Below are 21,155 nucleotides of genomic sequence, written 5' to 3'. Positions count from 1 at the left end.
TCCTTGCGTGCCTATCATCCGGCTTGACGCGACGGGACGGGCCTTTCGCCAGAGGAAGCAATCGTGACTGTGATTGAGCGATCGCCCGTTACGGGCCAGATCTCCGCGACCGGAGCCGTTCCTCTACGGTTGGAACACGTTTGGAAGCGCTTCCTGGGTGTCGTCGCCGTCAAGGACGTTTCCTTCGCGGCGGCGGCCGGTGAGGTCCATGCGCTTCTGGGCGAAAACGGCGCTGGCAAATCCACCCTGATGGGGATTTGCGCGGGGAACCTGCGCCCCGACGGCGGCACGATCGAGATCCAAGGCGAAATCGTGGAGCGACTGACGGCCGGGCAAGCGCGCGACCTCGGCCTCGCGATCGTCCATCAGCACCCCGCGGTGCTTCCAGACCTCACCGTGGCGGAGAACATGATTCTCGCCGTGCCGCCAAGGCTGCGGCAGGGCGGCGCTGGCAGCCTGGAATGGGTCGCCAACCAGCTCGAACGCGTCGGCTGTCTGGTCCATCCGAAGACGCGGATGATCGACGTCGATATTGCGCAGCGCCAGCTCATCGAACTCGCCAAGGCGCTCGCGATCGAGCCGAAGGTGCTCATTCTCGACGAGCCGACGGCGGCGCTGACAGCTGATCTCGTTGACCTGTTGTTCGAGCAGGTGCGGGCGGCGGCCGCTCGGGGCGCCGCCATCATCTACATATCGCACCGGCTGCAAGAAATTCGTCAGATCGCAGATCGTGTCACCATCATGCGGGACGGCGAGGTGAAGGGCCACGCGCGGGTCAACGAGATTTCGGACGAAGAGATTCTTCAGCTCATCATCGGCAGGACCCTGACGAGCGCCTATCCGCCAAAGGGTTCCGGGGTGGCGGAGGGGCGCCGCAGCCTCTCGGTCACCAACCTGTCCGGGCGTAACTTCCACGATGTGAGCATGGCCGCTTCGGGCGGCGAAATCGTCGGCATCGCCGGGATTACGGGCAACGGGCAAAGCGAATTCCTGAGCGCGCTGGCCGGGCTGGTCAGTGCGTCCGGCGAGGTGATGCTTGGGGGTACGTCCCTGCGGCTCGGGCATCCGGAGGCGGCTCATAAGGCGGGAATCAGCTATCTTTCCTCCGACCGGCAGAAGGAGGGGCTCTTCATGAGCCTCTCGGTGCGCGAGAACGCGGCGCTTTCGGCGCTGTCACGCTTTGCCCGTTTTGGCGTGATTCGGCGCCAGGCCGAATATGCGGGGGTCGAGGAACAGCGCGAGGATCTCGGTATCCGGACACCCACAGTTGATACCAATGTGGCGAGCCTTTCGGGCGGCAACCAACAGAAGGTCATTCTGGCGCGTGCGCTGCTTGCCCAAGCCTCGCTTGTGCTGGCGGAGGAGCCGACGGCGGGTGTCGATGTGGGCGCGCGTGCCGAGATCTATCGCATCCTGAGGGAGGTCTCCAACAGCGGGACGCCCGTCGTCATTGTGTCTTCCGACGTGCTGGAGCTTGAGGGTCTCTGCGACCGCGTTCTCGTCTTTTCGCGCGGCCATGTTGTCGGCGAGCTGTCCGGTCGCGATGTGACGGAGGAGAAGATCGGCCGCGTCATGGTGAATGCCACGACGCACCGGAAGTCGGATCAGACGGTCAGGCGGCGGGCCCGTGAAGGCTCCCCGACATTGGGCGCCCGGCTGCGCCAGTTCGCGGCCGGTGACTATGCGCCGAGCCTGGTCTTGGCGGTTCTGATCCTGATCCTCGGTGTGCTCACGGCCAGCCACAACATGCGCTTCGTCTCGTCCTTCAACGTGGGGAAGATGCTGTTGCTCTGCACGGCGCTGTCCTTTGTCGGGCTCGGCCAGATGTGCGCCGTGTTCACTGGCGGCATCGATCTTTCCGTCGGGCCGCTGGTCGGGCTCAGCGTGGTCATCGCGTCGTTTTTCTTCGGCGACGGGGCGCCAGCCTGGATCCTTGTCGTCGGCCTTCTCGCCATGTTCGGAGCGGGGGCGGTGGTGGGCCTCTCCAACGGCTCTCTCGTGCGGTTCGGAAACTTCACCTCGGTCGCCGCGACCCTCGGTGTCTACATCATCATCCAGGGCATCTCGGTGCTGCTGCGGCCTTATCCCGGAGGGGCCATAAGCTCGGGCGTGATATCGGTGATCCAGACGGACATCCACGGCATCCCAATCGCCTTCCTCCTGGCAATCCTCCTGGCGATCGCCCTCGAAGTGGCGCTTCGTTACACTCGTTGGGGTCTCAGCCTGCGCGCCGTGGGTTCGAACGAGCAGGCCGCCTCGCGCATCGGCGTGAGAACGAACTGGTCGATCGTGGGCGCCTATGTGGCGTGCTGCCTGCTGACGATCCTGGGCGGCATCATGGTGATGGCCCAGCTCGGCATTGGCGATCCGAACCAAGGTATAGGGTACACGCTGAGCAGCGTCGCCGTCGTGGTGCTGGGCGGGGCGAGCCTGTTCGGGGGCAGGGGTTCCTTCATCGGCGTGCTGTTTGGAGCGCTGCTGATCCAGGAGATCAATTCGGCGACATCCTTCCTCGGCCTCTCCCAGGCGTGGCAATACTGGTTCATCGGCTTTCTTACGCTGGGCGCCGTGGCGATCTATTCGCAGGCCCGCCGGGCGCCGGTGGAAACCTAAGCCTCCGCGAGCCGTGCGAGGTCCATTTCTGGGCGATTGGCCCGAGGCCCGTGCCGTCACTCCTTTTATTTTGAACGCTGGCTGATCTCCGCCTTTTGGCGGGGAGAGGGATGAAGTCAGCCGTTTTGCGGCTATTGTGCCCTGCGGCATAAACAAGATTATGCGCCCGGACTGCCGTGCCCTTCCTGCTCGATCTGCGACGCGCGGGTTTGGGGGGTGCGCCCTATTCCGAGGACTCTATGGCTGAGGATTCACGCTATAACCGCGTACGGATTGATGACGCATGCGGCCGGCATCCGCATGCTAAGTCGGCCGGCCAGCGTATATCGAGCGAATTTTAGTCGGGGAAATTGAACTGCTTGGCATCAACCACCAAACTATTTCCCTAAACGAGGGCTTTTATGGCTGACCGCTCAACCACGCGCCGACTTTTTAAAAATATCGCCTCAATCACAGTCTTCCAGGCGAGCGGTTACATTCTAGCAATGTTGAACGTGCCTTACCTCACCCGTGTTTTGGGTGTGGCGGATTACGGCGTACTCGCCTTCACGATGAGCGTGAATGCTTATCTTTGGCTGGTGATGGATTGGGGTTTTTCGCTCGGCGCGACGCGGGATATCGCCCAGGCTCAAGGTGATGAGAATAAGATCCGTGAGATCTTCTGGCGGACCATGACGGCGAAGGCCATTCTGTCAGTGGTGGCATTGGTGGCGCTGGTCGGTGTCGCCGCTCTCGATAAAGTTCCTGATGTATTCTACATTATCTTCCTGCCTGGCGCGCTGAACATATTGAGCGCGATTCTGACCGTGGACTGGCTGGTCCAGGGCCTTCAGCGCATGGGGCTTTTCACGCTCTATTCCATCGGCGGGCGAGCCTTCGTTGTCGCCATGACGTTCATTCTGGTCCACGGTCCGCAAGACACCTGGATCGCCTGCTGTTTGCAAACCTTCGGCAGCCTGGTCGCAAGCTCCGCGAGCTTCATGATTGTCCGGCGGTACTTCAAGATGGGCCGGCCCGTTTTCCCGTTCCGTTTGGCGGCCCGGCAAATCTGGGATTACCGTCACTACTTTCTGTCGCAGAGTAGCTGGATTGCCTATTCGACGGCGGCGCCGCTGTTGCTCACGATCGTCTCGGGCTCGGTAGCGGTCGGCCTTTTCGCCGGAGCAGAGCGCATCACCCGCGTCGCCATGTCGATGATCTATCCGCTCAGCACCGCGATCTATCCTCACGTGAACGCGTTGGTCTCCGAATCGCGGGAAGCGGCGGCCAATGTGGCTGGCTTGCTGCTGGCCGCCCAAGTGCTTTTCGGCTTGGCGCTGTCGGCGTTCTTCCTCTTGGCTGCCAGGCCGATCGCCGTCCTGGTGCTGGGCTCCCGGTTCAGTGCCGCCGCCGAGGTGCTTCGTTGCCTCGCGGTTTTGCCGCTCCTCACCGGCGTCGGCAGCACTCTGTCGAGACAGTTCATGATCCCGCTCGGCTATCGCCAAGCCGTCTCCCGGATCACGCTTACCTGCACCGCGATCTACCTGGTGTTGTTGTTTCTGCTCGGACGCGAGGTCGGTGCTCTGGGTGCCGCCATAGCTTTGATCACCACGGAGGTTCTCGTCACGCTCGGCTGCGTCGCGTTCCTCGTCCGGCGGGAACGCGAGTTCACGACTAACGCATGCCTCGCGGTGCTGAGTGCGCCCACGCGTTTCATGCAACTCTACACGGGCTGGAGAGGCCGCTTGCGATCCAGCTAGGCCTCAAAGCCACTGCACAGGCAATTCAGCCTGCAATAGTGGTAAGCCACTACTACTTCGGACGACTTTCTCTTCACTAACAACGCCGTTACCCACAACGCTACAAGTTGTGGTGTGCCGGAATGAAGGTCGAAAACCTTTCTACTTTTGAAGCGGGCTCGTTGTTCGAGACTGATCTGGTCATCGTGGGCGGAGGACCTGCGGGCCTCACAATCGCACGCGAGTTTTTTGGCACGCCGGTCAGGGTTCTCATCCTCGAAAGCGGTCTGCTCGATCAGACGCCGGATCATGCGGTACTTGCCGAACTCGAAAGCGTCGGGGAGCCTCGTACAGAGGCTCAGAGGGACAAGCGCCTGGCCTTCCACGGCGCGAGCGCCGCCACCTGGTCGCATGAGGGGCAGCCCTACGGTGTCCGCTGCCGGGCGTTGGGCGGCTCAAGCCATGCCTGGGCCGGTAAGTCGGCGCCTTTCGATCGCATCGATTTCGCCGAGCGCTCCTGGATCCCCAACTCGGGCTGGCCAATCGAGCGTGACAGCCTGCAGCCGTATCTGGATCGCGCGACACATATCATGAACCTCGGCCTCAAGCAGCCGGAACCGAGGTTCGACTCCGAAAGGCTCCAATCCTTCTATTGGCAATTCGCGCGGTCGCGTCTTGACCACCTCGATATCATGCGTTTCGGCCCGGAATTCGTGACCTTCGAGGCGGAGAATGTCCGGGTACTTCTGAATGCCACCGCGACACGCATCGACCTCGCCGAAGATGGTGGCAGCTTCAGTGAAATCGAGATCTCGACCCTCGACGGCGTGCGCTCGCGGGTGAAGGCGAAGGCCGCGGTGATCGCCGCCAGCGGCATCGAAAATCCCCGTCTTCTGCTGGCGTCCAATACGGTTCATGCCAATGGCATCGGCAACACGTATGACCAGGTGGGGCGTTTTCTGATGGACCATCCTGGTGCGCGGGTCGGGCGGTTCAGCCCCGAAACCATGGCGCCGATCGTCAAGAAATTCGGCTTCTACGGCGTCAAGAGTGATGGGCGCATGGACATGTTCATGCACGGCCTCGCTTTGACCCCCGCCGTTCAGGAGCAGGAAGAGCTGCCCAACTCCGCGATCTACTTCATGATGGAACGCTCCCCCGACGATCCTTGGGACGCGCTGAAGCGGCTGCTTCGACGGAAGAGCGACAAACCGTTTCAAGATCTGCTGTCTCTCACCTCGGGCGGCGGGCTGCTGGTAAAGGGCGCCGGCATGAAGGTGCTTGCCAGCGACGCGACGCCAAAGGCGCTTAAGGATCTCATCGTCAATACGGCGATTCGCTACAATCCGAATTTCGTCGCCGAGGAATTTCAGAACGGCGGCGTGCCGCACAAGCTCACCGGGATCTCGATCGACGCGATAACCGAGCAGCGTCCCAATCCCGACAGCCGCGTCATGCTCTCTGGCACGACCGACCGGCTTGGCGTTCCGAAGGCGAAGGTGGATTGGCGGATCGGTGACCATGATCGCCGAGGGCTGGTGCGGATCGCTCAGCTTGCTCAGGAGATCTTCCCTCAGGCTGGCCTCCCGAGGCCGGAGCTGGAGCCCTGGATTACCGAGAACCGTGCCGACGACAGCGTCATCATCGACATGGCACACACGCTCGGTGCCACGCGGATGTCGGACGATCCAAGGTCCGGGGTGGTGGACAAGAACTGCCAGGTGCATGGCGTCCACGGCCTGTACATCGCTGGCGGCTCGACCTTCCCGACCAGCGGCCACGCCAATCCGACACTGATGATTCTATCGCTTGCAATTCGCCTCGCGGACACGATCAAGTTACAGCTTCTCCGTCCCTAGGAGACTGCAATGGCTAAGGTCCTTGTCACAGGAGCGACGGGGAGGAGCGGCGGCCACGTTATCTCGAGCCTCGTGGGGCGAGGGCACGAGGTCCACGGCCTCTACCGAAGCGCTCCCGGCGCGAATTCCGCCGTAATCTGGCACCAAGTGGACCTGAGCCAGCCCGAGGCCCTCGCGCCCATTCTCGACAACTGCGACGCCGTCATTCACCTGGCGGCGGAGCTGCGCGACCAGCGCGTGATGGATGCGGTCAATGTCGAGGCGACCCGGCGGCTCGTCGCCTTGTCCGAGGAACGCGGCATCCGTTATTTCGGTCATGCGAGTTCGATCGTGATCTACGGATCACCCCGCACGAGATTGGTGGACGAGCAAACGCCTCGCCTCGACCCCTCCGCCCCCATGACCAAACAATATTACGCCGAGCCCTATATGCTCGACTATGCCCGGACCAAGGCTGCCGGGGAGGCCGCCATCGAAGCACTGGCGCCGAGGATGACCGTCGATTTCTACCGGCCGGGCGTGGTCACGGAGGATGCCGATCTGCTGAACGCCGGGAATTGGAGCAAGGCGCGGAAGACCTTCGCCGCCTATCGCCGCAACCAGTTCATCACCGCGTTCGATACGGCCGCCGCCATTACGCATCTGATGGAGCGCGGCCTCTCGGTTTCGCCAGCACCGCGAAAGACGATCGAGGCATACAACATCGTCGACGATGATGGGGGCACCTATCGCTCGCTGCTCGCCAATGCCTATCGAGCGACCGGGGACGATCGCTTCAAGGTGTCACTGGATGTCCCCGTGTTGCTCGATATGGGGAAGGATTTCGCGCGCTACCGCAACCCGGGGATCCGCTTTCCGCTCGGGATGCTCAAGCTCTCTGGCACCAAGCTGCGCGCCGCGGGCTTCGTCTTTCCTGTCGGCATCAACCGCGCCATCGATGCGGCGATCGCGCGTCTCGGATCAAAGACAGGCTAAGACGCTGTCTGCGAGTAGCCTGTGCCGGCCCTCAACACGGCTTGCCCCGGCAGGCTTGCGCTGCGGAGACCGAGGAGGCGCGGTTCGATCGACATGCGCGCGAGCACGCCCACCACGCAGCCGAGCTGAAGGAAAAACGCGAGCGAGGTTATCATCGGTCCCGAGATCAAGGCCGCGCCGAATTGGCCGCACATCGAGGCGGTGAAGCCCGCGGCCAGCACCTGCCCGGGATGGGTTGGTGAGGCGACGCGTGCCCGCCGGCTGAGGCGGTAGAGACCCCAGATAAGCCAGGACACCATCACCAGCCCGAACACGCCGCCATTCGCGAGGAGGCCGGGTATCAGACTGGAACTGCGATAGCTTCCCCAGCCGACCCCCAGCCCGTCGGAAGCCGCCAGAGCTTCGATCGCACCGGAGTCGAGGCTTGACCGTGCCTCATAGGAGTCGCTGTCGCCCTTGGTCAGCGTCGCGGTGACGACGGTGTCTACCGAGTCGATCAGACCGGGCTTGATCACGAAAAGCGGCCCGAGCACCAGCACCGCACCGATTAGCAAGACCCCCATGGTCCTGAATGCCCGTTTCAGCGAGCTGAGATCGCCACCCACCGAGGCCAACCCCAGGACCAGCGGAAGGCCGACGACGAGCGTGACGATTCCGGTCGTCGATGTCGAAAGCAGCACGCAGAGGATCGACAGGGCCAGCAGCAGATTGGGCTTCATAAGCCGGTATCCGCGAATGGACAGCCACAAGCAGCACAGGGCTACGCCGGACAGGTAGAAGGCCAGCGCCGCGGGCTCAGAGAACGGCCCCTGCATCCGCGGAACCGCGCCGAAGCTTTGCGTCACGATGGCGAAGCCGGGGTTGGAGTGCAGGAGATCCTCGGGATACCAAATCCCGCCAAGACGATTGGCGAACTGCCAGAAAACCAGCGCGACCACGATATAGCCGCCGAACATATATCCCGCGATGATGCGCTCGTAAGGCACCGAGCCGCGCGTGACATAAATCGCCGCCGTCAGGGCGAAGAGAACGTTCATGCCCAGGTACAGCACTTGCGTGATATTGCCGAAGGTGAATTCAAGCGGCACGAGCGCGCCGAAAGCCAGCGGATCCGGCTTCTGCGGCGAAACGAAGATGCGGCCGGCGAAGGTATCCGGCAGCAGCCAGGCCGAGATAACCGCGTAGACCAGTAGCAACAGCAAAGGGGCCATGGCGCGGAACACGGTGCCCTCACCCGGGTAGCGCATGCCAAGCGCGTATTGGGAGATGATATAGATGATAAAGAGCAGGCCCGGCACCATGGCCGGCTGCAGGCCGAAGCTGCCAAAGGTCAGCGCCGAAGCCGCTTCGAACACGGCCGATAGCAGTGCCAGCTGCAGAAGCCGCACCGGGTTGTAAGCCCAGAGCAAGCTGAGCGGTATCAGAACGATGCCGAGCTGCGTTATCTGCATGGTGTGGTAATTTGCCTCACGAGGGGTACGCGATCCCAGGCCGCGCCGCAGTCAGCCAAGTCCAGCGGCTACTATACGCTGATGCCACAGTCCGGGCGACGCCCATTGTGCTCAGCCCGGCCGTGCTGTCCGCTCGCGCGCCGGACCGGGCCGCGGAACGAGGTGTATGGCGTCTTCCATGGCCCCTCATGCACAGTCACGCCGGTCCAAGGCAAGTGAATCCCTGTCTGCATTTGCTATTCAGAAGGTATTACGCTTCAATACTCAGATTAGCCAAGGTCGAAAAGGCGGAGGACCAAGGTGGGCACTCCGCATCAATTTGAATAGGAAGTGACTTGAGGAAGCGCGTTATGACGAGGCCCGCCCGGAGTTTCGACGTCGCCAACCTTCGCGGCGAGGCCGCAAAACGTATCCGGCTGGTAACGCTCGCAATCGATGGTGGAAAATTAGCTATCTTGCATCTTCATCTACCGAATCAGGTCAATGGTTCAAACACGCTCGGGCTGCTATCGTATTTTCGGGATTATAAATTGGGTATTAGGATATGTTGGATCACGCGCCGATTTTTGAGCAAGAGTGGTGGTATCAGGCTGCAACAGACGGAAAATGGAAGCAAGTCGAATACAATGACGGGAAGAATCTCACAGCAAAGCTGATTTTCGCGGAACATAGGTATCGGGGCCTAACGGTCATCGGCATGCCGACGCTCGCGCGTGTGATGCAACCAATTATTCATCTTGGGGCGGCCAAGCCGAAAGAGGATCTTTCCTACAGCGTGAAAGCGCTCAAAGGATTGGCTGATCTGTTGCCGAAACATGATCAGTTTAAATATAGCCTCCCGCCCGACTCGAAGATGGACATCGCCTTCTGTCTTGCCGGATACACTGTATCCGCGAACTATACCTTTCGCACCGATCCCAGCGGTGGCCATGATCCCTGGGTAGAGATGGATCAGAAGGTTCGCTACAATATCAAGACCGGCTCCAAACGCATGGGCGTCGAATTTCACGACGACATTGCCCGGTACATAAAGCTGTCGAGCCTGTTCATTAAAGACAGGGCATTCACCGACATCGTCGATTACGGCGCCATCACCCGGATCTGGGAAGCTTGCTTTAGCCGGAAACAGGCCACGATCCTGTCCTGCGTTGATGCCCAGGGGCAGGACATCGCGAGTGCGATACTGATTTGGGACAACCGCCACCTCTACTACTGGCTGAATTGCCGCAACCCGGAATCGAACGACTACACGGCGAATAGTGTTCTGATCTGGAACGCGGTTGAATTTGCGCAAAAGGCGGGTCTGATTTTCGACATGGATGGCTATGCCACTCCGAATGCGGGAATTTTCCTCTCGCGCTTCGGTTTGCTGCCCCATCGCCGCTTTGACGTTTCGATGATCAAGAGCGCGGCGCGTTTGAAGACGGCGTTCTCGTCTCACCTGGTCGAGATGGTCGGGCCGAAGCTCCGGAAGCAACTGCTGACGGCGAGAAACGTCATCCGGCCGCCGAAACAGCGCTTCGCCTTGCCGAACGTGGCGACCTGAGGGTCGTGCCGGGGGTCGCGCTCGGCCTGATGGGACCCCATGGAAAACGGAAGCTCCTCTCCTCGCACCGCAGTAGGTTGCGGCGGCGGGGAGAGGAGCTTCCGGTTTAGATGCGGGATGTCTTTGGTTTGAACCGGCCTCAACCCACCACGTCATGCTCGGCGCAGGCCGGGCATCCACGCCTTCCTCCCTCGACGAAGGCAAGGCGTGGATGGCACGGGGTGCCCCGCACGCCTTCGCGTGCCATGACGGATCGTTGGAGCACGGTTCAAGTTAGAGCCGTCGCGCTTTAGATGCTCAGAGAGCTTCGCGCAGCCGCCATGGGATCATCAAAAGGCGGGCATCTCAGACAGTCTCAGCCGGTCCAGCACCGCCTTCGCTTCCCCAGTCCGATTGAAGGTCGCGTGGTAGTTGCGCGCCGCTATCCGTGCCGCCGCGAGTTTTTGCTCGTTGCCGAGTAGGTTGGCGACACTCGCCTCGCTGATCGGGAAGACGGCTTGCTCGTAACCCGGCGGAAGGCCGTCGAAAGCCTGTTTCGAGGCAAAGGCTGGAATCCCGGCCTCCAGGGCCGCCATGATCTTCATCTTCAGCCCGGTGCCATCGACCGGCGAAAGAGCCGCCTTGCTGCGGGCATAGATATCGGCAGGGCGCTCCACATAGCCCAATAGGCTGACATTGGGGAACCGCTCCGCCGCGGCGATGACATCCGGGTCATTGCAGACAAGGCCGCAGACCGCGATCTTGTAGCGCGACAGCCAGCTTCCGTGTTTCTCCAACATGTCACAGAAGCCGCGCGCATTCATGCTGTAGCCGGACCCCACGAAGACCAGATCGATGTCGGGCACAGCCCGCTCGACTTCCTCGGCGAGGATACGCGGCGCGGCCCAGGATGACACGTAGAAGACATCGTCCCCGTTCAGCATCATCCGGAAGAAGGCCGCCTCGGGTGGCGAAATCGCGATGACGGAGCTCGCGGTTTGCAGCGCCGCGATTTCGCCCCTGAGCTTGCGCAGGGATGTCGTCGAGACCGAGCTCGAATTCGTGAGTTTCGCCCATTTGGCGAAGTTGATGTCATGCGTGTCCACTAGGCAGCGTGCGGGATCGACCCCGTTGAGCTGGTTGAGCCCATGGGCGTAGTTCACGAAAACAGCTTGTGACTCGGATTTCAGCCTGTCGAATTCGGGGCTCCAGCCATGGACCGAGAGACGAAGAAGGCGATCCGCCGAGCCGGGGAAAACCGAGATGAGGAGATTCTTGACCCGTGTGAGGATTTTGAGCTTCGACGTATAGGGTTCCAGCACCAGCTCGACATTGGGCCAGCGCTTCCGGAACGCAGCGATATTGGCCGGTGTCCAGGGGAAGTCGGGGTGGTTGTCGTAGGAATAGACCGCGACGTCCTTGTATGTCTCGCTCAGCCGGTCAACCAGCGAGCAGACGCGCGCGTGACACCCATCCGATTCAGGCGTGAAGGCGCCGTAGAAGTAGACCGTGACCTTTGTGCGATTCATCGGTTCGTTTCTCTCAAAGCTCACTCGAATACGGGACGATCGGCCGTTTTCGTCGCTGGCGAGCCAGTATCCTTGCGACGGGTTCGAGAGGGTTCCGCGGATGTCCGCGCGCGTCTCTCATAGGGACGACGATACCGGAACGGGGCATGCGGCTCAATGCCACCAAATGTGGGGGGCATATGAACGAAGTCATGATGCCGGCGGCTCGTAAAATGACGGATTATACATAATGCAGTCGACTTCATTTAAGTCGGGGAAATGTCCGGCATTGTTCGGAACGAGGGCGGAGAGTCTGAAGCCAGCGTTTTTGTAGAATTCGAGAACCTCCGCGAAACCGGGCTGGTCCTTGTACAGGTTGGTCAGGGCAAGTTCACTTTGAAGGCCGGCAAATCGGACCAGGTAGGGTCCTGCGCCCTTGGCGACAGCGACATCGTGACCTTGCGTGTCCATCTTCAAAAATGGACGGCTGAACTTGTATTTCGCGTGCAAAGCTGGGAACACGGTGTCAAGTGTCTGCGTTGTGACATCGATCCGCCGCTCCACCGCATTTAGTTCGACGAAAGTTGCGACACCAGTGTGGTCTGGTTCGTGCAATGAGCTGAACTGCGAGCTCTTCATGACGTTGAAGGTCAGTGGGCGACTGATCTCGTCAAGAGCCAGTTCTTCGACGACCCATTTGTCGTCACCGCGTGCCGCGTTCCGCAAAACCTGAGCGACGTCGGGGTTGGGTTCGAAGGAGACGATCAGACCCTTGAAACCGATTTCCCGCAGCCGCGCCGCGTATTGGCCGATATTCGCGCCGACGTCGAACACACAATCGATCCGAAAGACCGCCAGGAAACGTTCGAGCTGTTCAGGCTCTATAAGCTCCCAGGCCGCGCCTTTGCGCGTGAAAGTGACGCCCAGGGGCTTGCTCAGAACCTCTACGATTTGCCGTTTCCAGCTGGCCATTGGCGCCCCAGACAGTTTATTGAGATCAATCAATAGGTTAAACGGCTAATGTAACTGATGCATTTCGATGCACTCAAATTCGCTAGGAGCCTAATATATTTGAAATCGTAACATTCCGCCACCTCATCGTCAAGTCAAGCGGGTTGCTTCCGCGAAGAGCTTGAGAGGTGAACCATGCGCTTCCAGCTTTCCCGAAGCTTTCGCTGCACAGGCAGCTCGAAACCGCGGAAAACGACAAGCGAGAGGGCTATCAAGATGCCGCCGTAGACTAGGAGGAAGACATCGGAGTTCTCGGTTTTGAGAGACAGGAAACCCCGCATGATGGCGAGCGCGAAGATGAGCTGAAGCGGGAAATGCAAAAGATAACTCGAATAGGAAATCTCGCCCAGCCACGAAAGGTAGCGGTATCTGAAGGTCGTTGTCGCTGTGGTTTCGTGCATGGCCAAAAGCAGGATGGTCAATGGGAACAGGATGTAGGCCACGCTCAATCTCAGCGCGATGCCATTGACCGGCAGGATGAATCTCGCGAAATCGCCATGCGCCATCAGCGGGGCGTAATTGCCCGCCAGGACGGCGAGCCAGCCGGCCACGCAGGCGAACATCGTCATCAAGAAGATCTTCGGCCGGTGAACCGAGTTGCGCACCCGCAGGAAAAGATAATACACCAACCCGCCCTCGAAGAAGCCGCAGATGCCCATCGCGATGTTCTGGTGCTTCGAGTAAATGAACAGCCCGAGCAGGAAGATCACGAATGGAACCAACGCGTATCTGAGCAGGCCGAACCAGGCCACGGCGCAGAACAGGCCGTACATGATCAGCTCTATGGTGATTGACCAGGTCGGCCCATTGAAGGATGCACCTGCACCATTGGACTGAAAAAACAGCAAACCCCGCAGGAAATGCGAGAGGTCATTGGCGCCGTATATGAAAAACTGCCCGGTTTCGCGACGGAACGTTAGCTCAAGCGCGGCGACGACCAGCAGTGTCACGAGATGCAGCGGATAGAGCCGGGTGATTCGCAGCACCCAAAAATCGATCACCGACAAGGACCTGTCCCCAAGCCTGTCCGCGTAGAGCCAGAAAAATATGAAACCGGAGATCAGGAAAAAGAGATCAACAGCGATGTAGCCGCTCGAATAGAACAAACTCAGGGCCCAAAAGAACGGCTGATGGGAGTGATCCAGCGGTGGCGCGGTGTTCGACCAGGTCAGTTGGTGTGTGCCGAGCAATTGGAAATGCTGCCAGTGCCACAGAACAACGGCGAGCGCCGCGAGACCGCGCAGGGCGTCCAAAGCATGAAGTCTAACTCTGGTCTCTGGCAAGATAATCCCCAATAGGTAGGCGGCCGTTAGTGCTTGGACCGAAGTCGCGGTATGTTCGGGCGCAATAACCAATCTCGATTGTAAGTTGTCGTCGGTCAACGTAGTGGAAATCGGGAGATGATCTCATCCCTTCGAACAGTTGCTGTGAGCTGTAGCAAAGACGGGGGATTCGCCGCAGGGATGATCGGCGTCACCCGTTTGCGTGGCGCGACTACGAATCCTCGCCTTCCGGCCACTGTCGGGGTTCAAACCCTGTCCATCGCGGGGGGTGAGAGCAAAGGCACTATTCCGGCAGGCGTCTCAACGCGGCGAAGGCCATGAGATCGGTGGGGCCGAAGGACAGTGATCGAGGCGACGGTGCCAAGGGCACCCGCCGGCGGCCGCGATGCTGCCGCGCAGATCGACTGCCTTGACAGCGAACGTTGAGCATCGATTTCTCGCTCCAGAGCAGCGAATCAAAAGATTTGCCTTCGGGAAACCTCAGCTTTTGGAGAAGAATCGACCAAATATCAAAGAGTTGCCCTGTAACCTGATCGCCCTACCTCACATTGAGGAAACTCGTTCCGAGGAACAACAATGAGTAGGCATCTCGGTGACTGTCAGGTATCAACTCATTCGTCTTGATGACTAAGGATGATTCAAAATCATGGGCTCTCCGCGGGCGCGGCCGACCGGACTTGATGTATGGAGACTAGTCCATGGCGAGGGCGGCTCGATGAAAAAGGCTGCGGCGACGCTGGGCATTTCGGTCAGCGAAGCTTACGAATATTTGGCTGACGAACGGCTGCGACGAGACATCTTGGCCCATAGGCAAGCGGCGAGCACGTCGATCCTTCCTCCTCGGAGGTAGGGCGTAAGGGCCCGTCACTTTTCCAGCGACGGCGCCTCCACGACCGCGATGCGGACCACATCCCGAACGCTTCGGCCTCCGCGGCGATCCCCCGGCACCACAACACGGAGATGATCCGGCCCGAGCGGCTTACCATCCAGCCGCTCCGCCAGGAGGATCTGTTTACCCTCGAATTCCGGCGCGATCTCTCCGGCTCCGAATACGGCGGTATATCCGTCGCTCCCGGTCACGAGAATGGTCTCGCTGACCTGCTTGTGGGGTTTCTTCGGATCGACGGCTTCCGCATTTTCGAGGATCGTCCACAGCAGAGGGCCTTCGAAGGTGCCTCGAAGTGCTCCGTTCATCGTCCCGATCGAAACGCCGACTTTGATCGCGGGAAGCCGCGCGAGAGTCTCCGCCGAGAAATCGACAGCGACGCCAGGCCCCGTGACGATTACTGTTCCAGTCTGGGCCGATGCCTCGGCGCACCAGGCGGAATCGAGCGCTCCGCAGGCTAGAATAGTCATGCTAGCGAGCGTGAGGGCGAGACGATCACGCAGATAATTCATTCGGCGGCTCCTTGATCTGGCCATGGCAGAACGACCAATCCAGTGCAGGCAAATTGATCCACGATGCTCGCCGGAACCGCGTCATCGAAAATCAATATCAAGAAATCCTCATCATGGCCGCTGCCGGGAGGCGCCTCGACAATCGGGTAGAAGGTGTGATGAACGGCTTGGATGATCACAGGCGCCTTGTGTGCGTCAAAGCTCAGTCGACCTTTTAGCCGGAGAAGCCGCGGACCAAACTCATTCAAAACGTCGTTGATCAAGGTTTGGAAAGCAGTCCAGGTTAGCGGACGTTCCGGCCGTAAAACGAGCGTTGTCGTTCCTGCCAGATGGTCCGAGCCACTGTCGCAGGATATCGAAGGGGGCAACGGCCGACTGGCTGTTCGGCGGAACAGGTGATCCGGTTCGATCACGGCATCGCTTTGCCGGATGCTCGCCAGCGGGTTCATTGCGATCAATCGATCGTGGAGATCTGAGACCTCGGTAGGCGTTACAAGATCGCATTTTGAAACAGCAATATAGTCCGCGACGCGAATCTGGTTGCGGCACGTCGCCCCTGCGATCTGGCTGGGCGCATATTCGGCATCGACCAGCGTCGTGATGCTCTGCAGCGCGAAGGCATCTGACAACATCGGATGCGACGTGATCGACGCAACCAGAGGAGCTGGCTCCGCCAGTCCAGTGGTCTCGATGAGGATGCGGCCGAAATCGGGGATCGACCCCATCAACCAGGCCCGATGGAGTTCGCGGAGGGTCTGCACAACGTCCTGGCGAATCATGCAGCACAAACAGCCATTCGGCAGCAGAATGACGTTGTCGGTGACAGCCTTGATGAGGTGGTGATCCAGGCCGATTTCGCCGAACTCATTCACGATCACCATCGTATCCGCCATATCGGGATGGCGAAGCAGCCGGGTAATCAGGGTCGTCTTCCCGCTGCCCAGATATCCGGTAACGAGCGCGATCGGCCAGGGCGGGCGCGCATCCGTCATGTTTCGCGAAGGATCAGCCTCGGGGCGATCAGAATGCGTTCCGGCGCTCCGTCGGGCATGGCGATCCGCCGCAACAACAGCCGGGCGGCCTGAATGCCGACCTCGACCGGCAAGGTCGCAACGGTGGTGAGCGCCGGAACGGAACTGGCCGCCTCGGGAATGTCATCGAATCCTATGACGCTCAGGTCCCGTCCGGGTGTCATCCCCCGCCGCCGCAACTCGGCGATTACCCCCAAAGCCAGAAGGTCATTGTGGCAGAGGACGGCGCTCGGCGGTGAGGCGGAAATCAGCGTTTCTCCGATACGGTCGGCGGCCTCGGACCGGGAGGAGGCTCCGGGTGTCACCATACCGGGGCCAAGCCCATGATGGCGAAGCGCCGACAGGAAAGTATCGATGCGCTCTCGTGCGGCGGAGGTATTCTTGGCGCTCGGCATAAGAGCGATATGCCGATGCCCGGCGGCAACGAGATGGTCGATGGCGGCCCATGTGCCGCGCGAGAAATCCGGCGAGACGAAATCGGCGTCGATCCCGGCGATCGACCGCAGGATCTGCACCACGGGAACCCGCCACTCCCGGAGCTGCCTGAGAAGCCAGGGCGAGCTTCCCTCGGCCGCGCTCAAGATGATGCCATCCACGCCTTGTTCCCGGATGCGACGGATGAAACGCTCCTGCCGCTCCGGCCGGTCATTCGAGGTGGCGAGGTAGGTGAGGCGCCCCTCGACATCAAGAACCTCATCGATCCCGGCTGTGAGTTCCGCGTAAAATGGATTGGTTATTTCCGGAACGATGAGCCCGATCGTTCCGGAGGTTCCCGTTCGCAGCCGTGCCGCGCCGCGATTATAGACGTAGCCCACAGTCAGGATCGCGCTCTCGACGCGTTCTCTCGTGGCCGCGGCGACCAATGGGCTTTGACGCAAGACGAGCGAGACCGTGGCGCGCGAAACGCCGGCTTCCGCCGCCACTTCTTTGAGCGTCGCGTCGCGCCGCTCCGCGACAGGGCTGAGTTCGGAGTTCAACGTGCCGACCGGTTCAAAACTCGCGGACCATAGGAAGGCAAGCCGCCACTGTCGACAGAATTTAGATCGATCTAAAATACGTTGACCGCTTTGCCCGCTTTGGGGGAGAGTGGCCGGAAATCGATGCGCCACCTGAAGAGCGCGATGAGGGAGAGAGCGATGCGATTAGGAAATCTGGCTTTGAGTGCCGTCGCGGGTGCCGGGCTCGCTTTGATCTGCCAGGGCGCTTTCGCGGCGGATGACACGGTCGCTGCGGCCAAGGCGGCGGTGGCCCGTTACGCGGGACCGCAAACCGTTTGGCAGGGGCCAACCTCGGCGCCCAAACCGGCAGCGGGCAAGTCCATCGTGTATTTGTCCGGGGATGAGCAGAACGACATTTCGCGCGAATATGGCCTCTACATGAAGCAGGCCGCGGCCAAGCTTGGGTGGAAGCTGACCGTGATCGATGGCAAGGGCAGCCCATCGAACTGGGTCGCCGGTTTCAACCAGGCAATCGCCCTGAATCCAGACGGGATCGCGATCTTCGCGGATGCCAAGAGCCTGCAGGATCCAATCCGCACGGCGGTCGGCCGGAATATTACCGTGATAGGTCTGCACGCGGCCTCACTGCCGGGGCCTCAGCCTGACCTGCACCTTTTCGTGAATATTCAGGAAGACCCACGCGAAATCGGCAAGGCCGAAGCCGACTGGGCTATCGCGGATAGTGACGGCAAGGCCCGCGCCGTGGTTGTCACGCACAACGAGTATCAGATCGCCGCGACGAAATCCGGCCAGACGCGCGACACTTTCCAGGCATGCCCCGGCTGCAAGATGCTCGATTATGTGAATTTCCCGGCGTCTGAGGCCGCTCAGCGGATGCCGCAGCTAACCACGAGCTGGGTTCAGCGTTTCGGCGTTCCGATTTACGTTACATCGGTCGGCGACAATGATCTCGACTTCGCCATTCCCTCTTTGCGCAGCGCCGGCGTTCCTCCCGCACAAGCGAAGCTTATCGGCGCGGACGGCAATCGTTCGGCCTATGAGCGGATTCGCAAGGGCGATCAGTATCAGACGGTGACGGTCTCGGAGCCCATCGAGCTGCAGGCCTATCAGGCGATTGATGAGTTCAACCGGGCCTTCAACAAAGCGCCGCCGAGCGGCTTCGTGCAGCCGCCCTACCTCGTAACGGCGGAGAATGTCGGAACGGAAGGCGGCGACAAGGATATCTTTGTTCCGTCCAATGACTACAAGAACCACTACCTCAAGCTTTGGGGCGTGTCGCCTTGAGCGAAGGCGGCGCCAGACCGGCACAGGAGCAACCGCTTCTCGCGCTGGAAGGCGTCGCCAAGCAATTTACCGGTACGCTCGCCCTTGATGGCGTCGATTTCGACGTTCGCAGGGGCGAGATACACGCCTTGCTCGGCCAGAACGGCGCCGGGAAATCGACGCTGATCAAGATCCTGGCTGGCATCTATCCGCCGACGGCCGGGCTCATACGCTGGAATGGCGAGGTGGTGGATCCGGCATCGGCGCATTTGCCGATTACCTTCATTCACCAGGATCTCGGCCTCGTCGATTTCATGACGGTGGCCGAGAATGTCGCGATCCTGGCTGGCTATCCGAGGCGCCGCGGCATCATCGATTGGCGCGGTGCAGCATCGGCTGCGCGTGAGGCACTGGGACGCATGGATAGCGCGATCGATCCGCAAACGCGGGTTGGCGCGCTTTCGGCAGCCGAGAAATCCATCGTCGCCATTGCCCGTGCGCTCGCCACGCGGTGTGATCTGCTCGTGCTCGACGAGCCGACAGCCGCTCTTCCCGCAGCCGATGTCGATCTTCTGCTCGGCACATTGCAGCGGCTGAAGGCGAGCGGCATTGGTTTGTTGTATGTCACGCACAGGCTCGATGAGGTGTTTCGCATCGCGGATCGGGTGACGGTTCTGCGCGATGGCCGCCGCATTGCGACGCGTGACATCGCCGCGACCTCGCCACCCGGTCTTGTCGATTGGATTGTGGGAGGCGCGCTCGCGCAGACCGAATTCGCAACGGTTCCTTCGTCCGACGAAGTATTGCTGACACTGGATGGTGTGGTCGTCGGTCAGGAAGACGGTTCCGGCTTCGTGGGACCTGTCAGCCTAAATGTTCGCAGGGGAGAGACGCTTGGCCTCGTTGGTTTACGGGGCGCCGGCCATCATGCGCTGGGGCGGGCGTTGTTCGGAGCGCTGCGCGTCCATGCAGGCAGCGTGAACTTCAAGGGCCATGCGATCGCGAGCGCAAATTCAGGCGAGGCAATCCGCAGCGGGATCGGTTTCGTGTCGAGCCGCCGTGCCGAGGAAAGCCTCGCCGGCGGGCTGAGCGTGCTGGAGAACCTTTATGTCAACTCGCGTGCCAGGGGCATTTCGCCGTTCCGACCAGTCGGCCGCGCAGGGGAGTTGGAAGCCTGCCGAAAGGCTCTGGCACGCTTCTCGGTGCGGCCTCCCGATCCTACACCCCCAATCGTCACCTTGAGCGGCGGGAACCAGCAGAAGGTCGTGGTCGCGCGCTGGATGGAATCGGATGTCGAGCTTCTCGTTCTTGAGGAACCGACCATCGGCGTCGATGTCGGTTCCAAGGCGGAAATCTATCGGGATCTCGAGCTGGCACATAAGCGGGGCCGCGCCGTTCTCCTGATCTCGTCCGATTTCGAGGAGGTCGAGAAGGTCTGCCACCGCGCGCTTGTCTTCAATCGCGGCCAGGTCACGGCCGAGATCCTGCGCCCCGACATCACCGTCGCGAAGCTCACAGCTCTCGCCGCCGGCCCGGAACCTTCCTCGGAGATTGCCGCTTGAGTCCCCGGGTGCGCGGCTCAGGAGGACGGGCTTTCTCGCAGGCCATCTCCGTTTGGGGCTTGCTGGTTCTGCTGGTTGTGTTGATCGCGGTGTTCTCCGCGCTGAAGCCTGATACCTTCCCGACCTATTTCAATTTCCGTTCGATCATCAACAACAGAGCGATTTCCGCGCTGCTGGCTTTGGCCGTGTTCTTGCCGATGACGGCGAATCATTTCGACCTCTCGGTCGGATTCCTCCTGGGCATCGCTCAGGTTCTGGTAATCGGTCTGCAAGGCCAAGGGCTGAGCTGGCCGGAAGCGGCAGGCGTCGTGCTGCTGCTGGGAGCGCTCGTCGGATTGTGCAACGGCGTGCTGGTCACGGTGGTCGGCATCGACAGCTTTATCGCGACACTCGGAACCGGCACGCTGCTCTATGGATTCAACGAGTGGTACACCGGCGGCCAACAAGTCGTCGCCAGGCTGCCGGAGAGTTTCATCGGCCTGTCCGGCGTTCTCTTCGGCATTCCTCTTCCCGCGATCTATGTCCTCGTCCTCAGCCTCGCATTGTGGATCGTGTTCGAATTCCTCCCGGCGGGCCGGCATCTTTACGTGCTTGGTGCCAATCCCCGTGCGGCCGAACTCAACGGCATCTCCGCCAAGCGCTATGTGACGGTGGCTTTCGTCGCAGCCGGAGTGACCGCCGCCTTCGCGGGCATCGTGCTGCAGTCGCAGCTTCAGGTCGGTCAAAGCTCCGTGGGGCAGGAGTATTTGCTGCCCGCTTTCACCGCGGCACTGCTGGGCGCGACCTCCATCCGTCCGGGCCGCGTCAATGTATGGGGCACCATCCTCGCGGTCGCCGTTCTGGCGGTGACTGTGGCAGGGCTCAACCAGCTGGGCGCGCCATTCTTCGTCGAGCCGATCTTTGATGGCGCCATGCTCATCCTGGCCGTCGGCCTCGCGGTGACCGCCGCGAAGCGACGGGTTAAGCTCAGCGCCGCGACCATTCCCGCCAGCAAGTGAG

General features: G+C 60.9%; 15 protein-coding genes. 8 read left to right on the top strand and 7 right to left on the bottom strand.

The annotated features are described in order from the left end of the window. The first annotated feature begins 63 nt into the window (after positions 1–63). From GSQ92_RS10130 to GSQ92_RS10115, 4 genes are all read left to right on the top strand, one after another. Positions 64–2,613, top strand: a complete 2,550-nt coding sequence (locus tag GSQ92_RS10130; RefSeq protein WP_216849931.1) for an ATP-binding cassette domain-containing protein — start codon at positions 64–66, stop codon at positions 2,611–2,613. Positions 2,614–3,014: 401 nt separating this feature from the next. Continuing rightward, positions 3,015–4,352, top strand: a complete 1,338-nt coding sequence (locus tag GSQ92_RS10125; protein ID WP_158801676.1) for an oligosaccharide flippase family protein — start codon at positions 3,015–3,017, stop codon at positions 4,350–4,352. Positions 4,353–4,474: 122 nt separating this feature from the next. Continuing rightward, positions 4,475–6,190 (top strand): GMC oxidoreductase, encoded by a 1,716-nt coding sequence (locus GSQ92_RS10120; protein WP_158801675.1) that lies wholly within the window; start codon positions 4,475–4,477, stop codon positions 6,188–6,190. 9 nt (positions 6,191–6,199) lie between these two features. Beyond that, positions 6,200–7,165 (top strand): NAD(P)-dependent oxidoreductase, encoded by a 966-nt coding sequence (locus GSQ92_RS10115; RefSeq protein WP_158801674.1) that lies wholly within the window; start codon positions 6,200–6,202, stop codon positions 7,163–7,165. On the opposite strand, the gene GSQ92_RS10110 is transcribed toward GSQ92_RS10115, so the two are convergent. After that, the gene (locus GSQ92_RS10110) at positions 7,162–8,616 is read right to left on the bottom strand and encodes a hypothetical protein (protein WP_158801673.1); all 1,455 of its coding nucleotides are present in this window, start codon (positions 8,614–8,616) and stop codon (positions 7,162–7,164) included. The genes GSQ92_RS10115 and GSQ92_RS10110 overlap by 4 nt on opposite strands. Positions 8,617–9,160: 544 nt before the next feature. On the opposite strand from GSQ92_RS10110, the gene GSQ92_RS10105 reads away from it, so the two are divergent. Further along, positions 9,161–10,162: a GNAT family N-acetyltransferase gene (locus GSQ92_RS10105; protein WP_158801672.1), complete on the top strand. Its 1,002-nt coding sequence runs from the start codon at positions 9,161–9,163 to the stop codon at positions 10,160–10,162. 329 nt (positions 10,163–10,491) lie between these two features. On the opposite strand, the gene GSQ92_RS10100 is transcribed toward GSQ92_RS10105, so the two are convergent. The 6 genes from GSQ92_RS10100 to GSQ92_RS10075 form a co-directional block, all read right to left on the bottom strand. Next, positions 10,492–11,670 carry a glycosyltransferase gene (locus GSQ92_RS10100; protein WP_158801671.1) on the bottom strand — a complete coding sequence of 393 codons (1,179 nt, stop codon included), beginning with the start codon at positions 11,668–11,670 and terminating at the stop codon, positions 10,492–10,494. Between the two features lie 189 nt (positions 11,671–11,859). Beyond that, positions 11,860–12,654 (bottom strand): FkbM family methyltransferase, encoded by a 795-nt coding sequence (locus tag GSQ92_RS10095; RefSeq protein ID WP_158801670.1) that lies wholly within the window; start codon positions 12,652–12,654, stop codon positions 11,860–11,862. Positions 12,655–12,755: 101 nt separating this feature from the next. Further along, positions 12,756–13,943: an acyltransferase gene (locus GSQ92_RS10090; RefSeq protein WP_158801669.1), complete on the bottom strand. Its 1,188-nt coding sequence runs from the start codon at positions 13,941–13,943 to the stop codon at positions 12,756–12,758. 864 nt (positions 13,944–14,807) lie between these two features. Continuing rightward, positions 14,808–15,341 (bottom strand): molybdopterin-dependent oxidoreductase, encoded by a 534-nt coding sequence (locus tag GSQ92_RS10085; protein ID WP_158801668.1) that lies wholly within the window; start codon positions 15,339–15,341, stop codon positions 14,808–14,810. Continuing rightward, positions 15,338–16,333 (bottom strand): GTP-binding protein, encoded by a 996-nt coding sequence (locus tag GSQ92_RS10080; protein WP_158801667.1) that lies wholly within the window; start codon positions 16,331–16,333, stop codon positions 15,338–15,340. The genes GSQ92_RS10085 and GSQ92_RS10080 overlap by 4 nt, the downstream gene beginning before the upstream one ends. Further along, positions 16,330–17,349: a LacI family DNA-binding transcriptional regulator gene (locus GSQ92_RS10075; protein ID WP_158801666.1), complete on the bottom strand. Its 1,020-nt coding sequence runs from the start codon at positions 17,347–17,349 to the stop codon at positions 16,330–16,332. Before GSQ92_RS10075 ends, GSQ92_RS10080 begins: the two co-directional genes overlap by 4 nt. A 159-nt stretch (positions 17,350–17,508) precedes the next feature. Here GSQ92_RS10075 and GSQ92_RS10070 point away from each other — a divergent pair, with 159 nt between their 5' ends. The 3 genes from GSQ92_RS10070 to GSQ92_RS10060 are packed head-to-tail and all read left to right on the top strand — an operon-like array spanning position 17,509 to position 21,154. Then, positions 17,509–18,615 (top strand): substrate-binding domain-containing protein, encoded by a 1,107-nt coding sequence (locus GSQ92_RS10070; protein WP_158801665.1) that lies wholly within the window; start codon positions 17,509–17,511, stop codon positions 18,613–18,615. Beyond that, positions 18,612–20,156 carry a sugar ABC transporter ATP-binding protein gene (locus tag GSQ92_RS10065; protein WP_159013411.1) on the top strand — a complete coding sequence of 515 codons (1,545 nt, stop codon included), beginning with the start codon at positions 18,612–18,614 and terminating at the stop codon, positions 20,154–20,156. Before GSQ92_RS10070 ends, GSQ92_RS10065 begins: the two co-directional genes overlap by 4 nt. Beyond that, positions 20,153–21,154, top strand: a complete 1,002-nt coding sequence (locus GSQ92_RS10060; protein WP_158801663.1) for an ABC transporter permease — start codon at positions 20,153–20,155, stop codon at positions 21,152–21,154. Before GSQ92_RS10065 ends, GSQ92_RS10060 begins: the two co-directional genes overlap by 4 nt. Position 21,155 lies beyond the last annotated feature (1 nt).

Source organism: Acidisoma sp. S159 (assembly GCF_009766125.1).
Classification (GTDB): Bacteria; Pseudomonadota; Alphaproteobacteria; order Acetobacterales; family Acetobacteraceae; genus Acidisoma.
Note: the sequence above shows the minus strand (reverse complement) of the source record. Positions and strands in the feature narration are given on the sequence as shown.

What these genes read in the sequence shown, in the direction of transcription:
- GSQ92_RS10125 (WP_158801676.1), top strand. Translation starts at nt 3,015, where the DNA reads ATGGCTGACCGCTCAACCACGCGCCGACTTTTTAAAAATATCGCCTCA.
- GSQ92_RS10120 (WP_158801675.1), top strand. Translation starts at nt 4,475, where the DNA reads ATGAAGGTCGAAAACCTTTCTACTTTTGAAGCGGGCTCGTTGTTCGAG.
- GSQ92_RS10115 (WP_158801674.1), top strand. Translation starts at nt 6,200, where the DNA reads ATGGCTAAGGTCCTTGTCACAGGAGCGACGGGGAGGAGCGGCGGCCAC.
- GSQ92_RS10110 (WP_158801673.1), bottom strand. Translation starts at nt 8,616, where the DNA reads ATGCAGATAACGCAGCTCGGCATCGTTCTGATACCGCTCAGCTTGCTC.
- GSQ92_RS10105 (WP_158801672.1), top strand. Translation starts at nt 9,161, where the DNA reads ATGTTGGATCACGCGCCGATTTTTGAGCAAGAGTGGTGGTATCAGGCT.
- GSQ92_RS10100 (WP_158801671.1), bottom strand. Translation starts at nt 11,670, where the DNA reads ATGAATCGCACAAAGGTCACGGTCTACTTCTACGGCGCCTTCACGCCT.
- GSQ92_RS10085 (WP_158801668.1), bottom strand. Translation starts at nt 15,341, where the DNA reads ATGAATTATCTGCGTGATCGTCTCGCCCTCACGCTCGCTAGCATGACT.
- GSQ92_RS10080 (WP_158801667.1), bottom strand. Translation starts at nt 16,333, where the DNA reads ATGACGGATGCGCGCCCGCCCTGGCCGATCGCGCTCGTTACCGGATAT.
- GSQ92_RS10070 (WP_158801665.1), top strand. Translation starts at nt 17,509, where the DNA reads ATGCGATTAGGAAATCTGGCTTTGAGTGCCGTCGCGGGTGCCGGGCTC.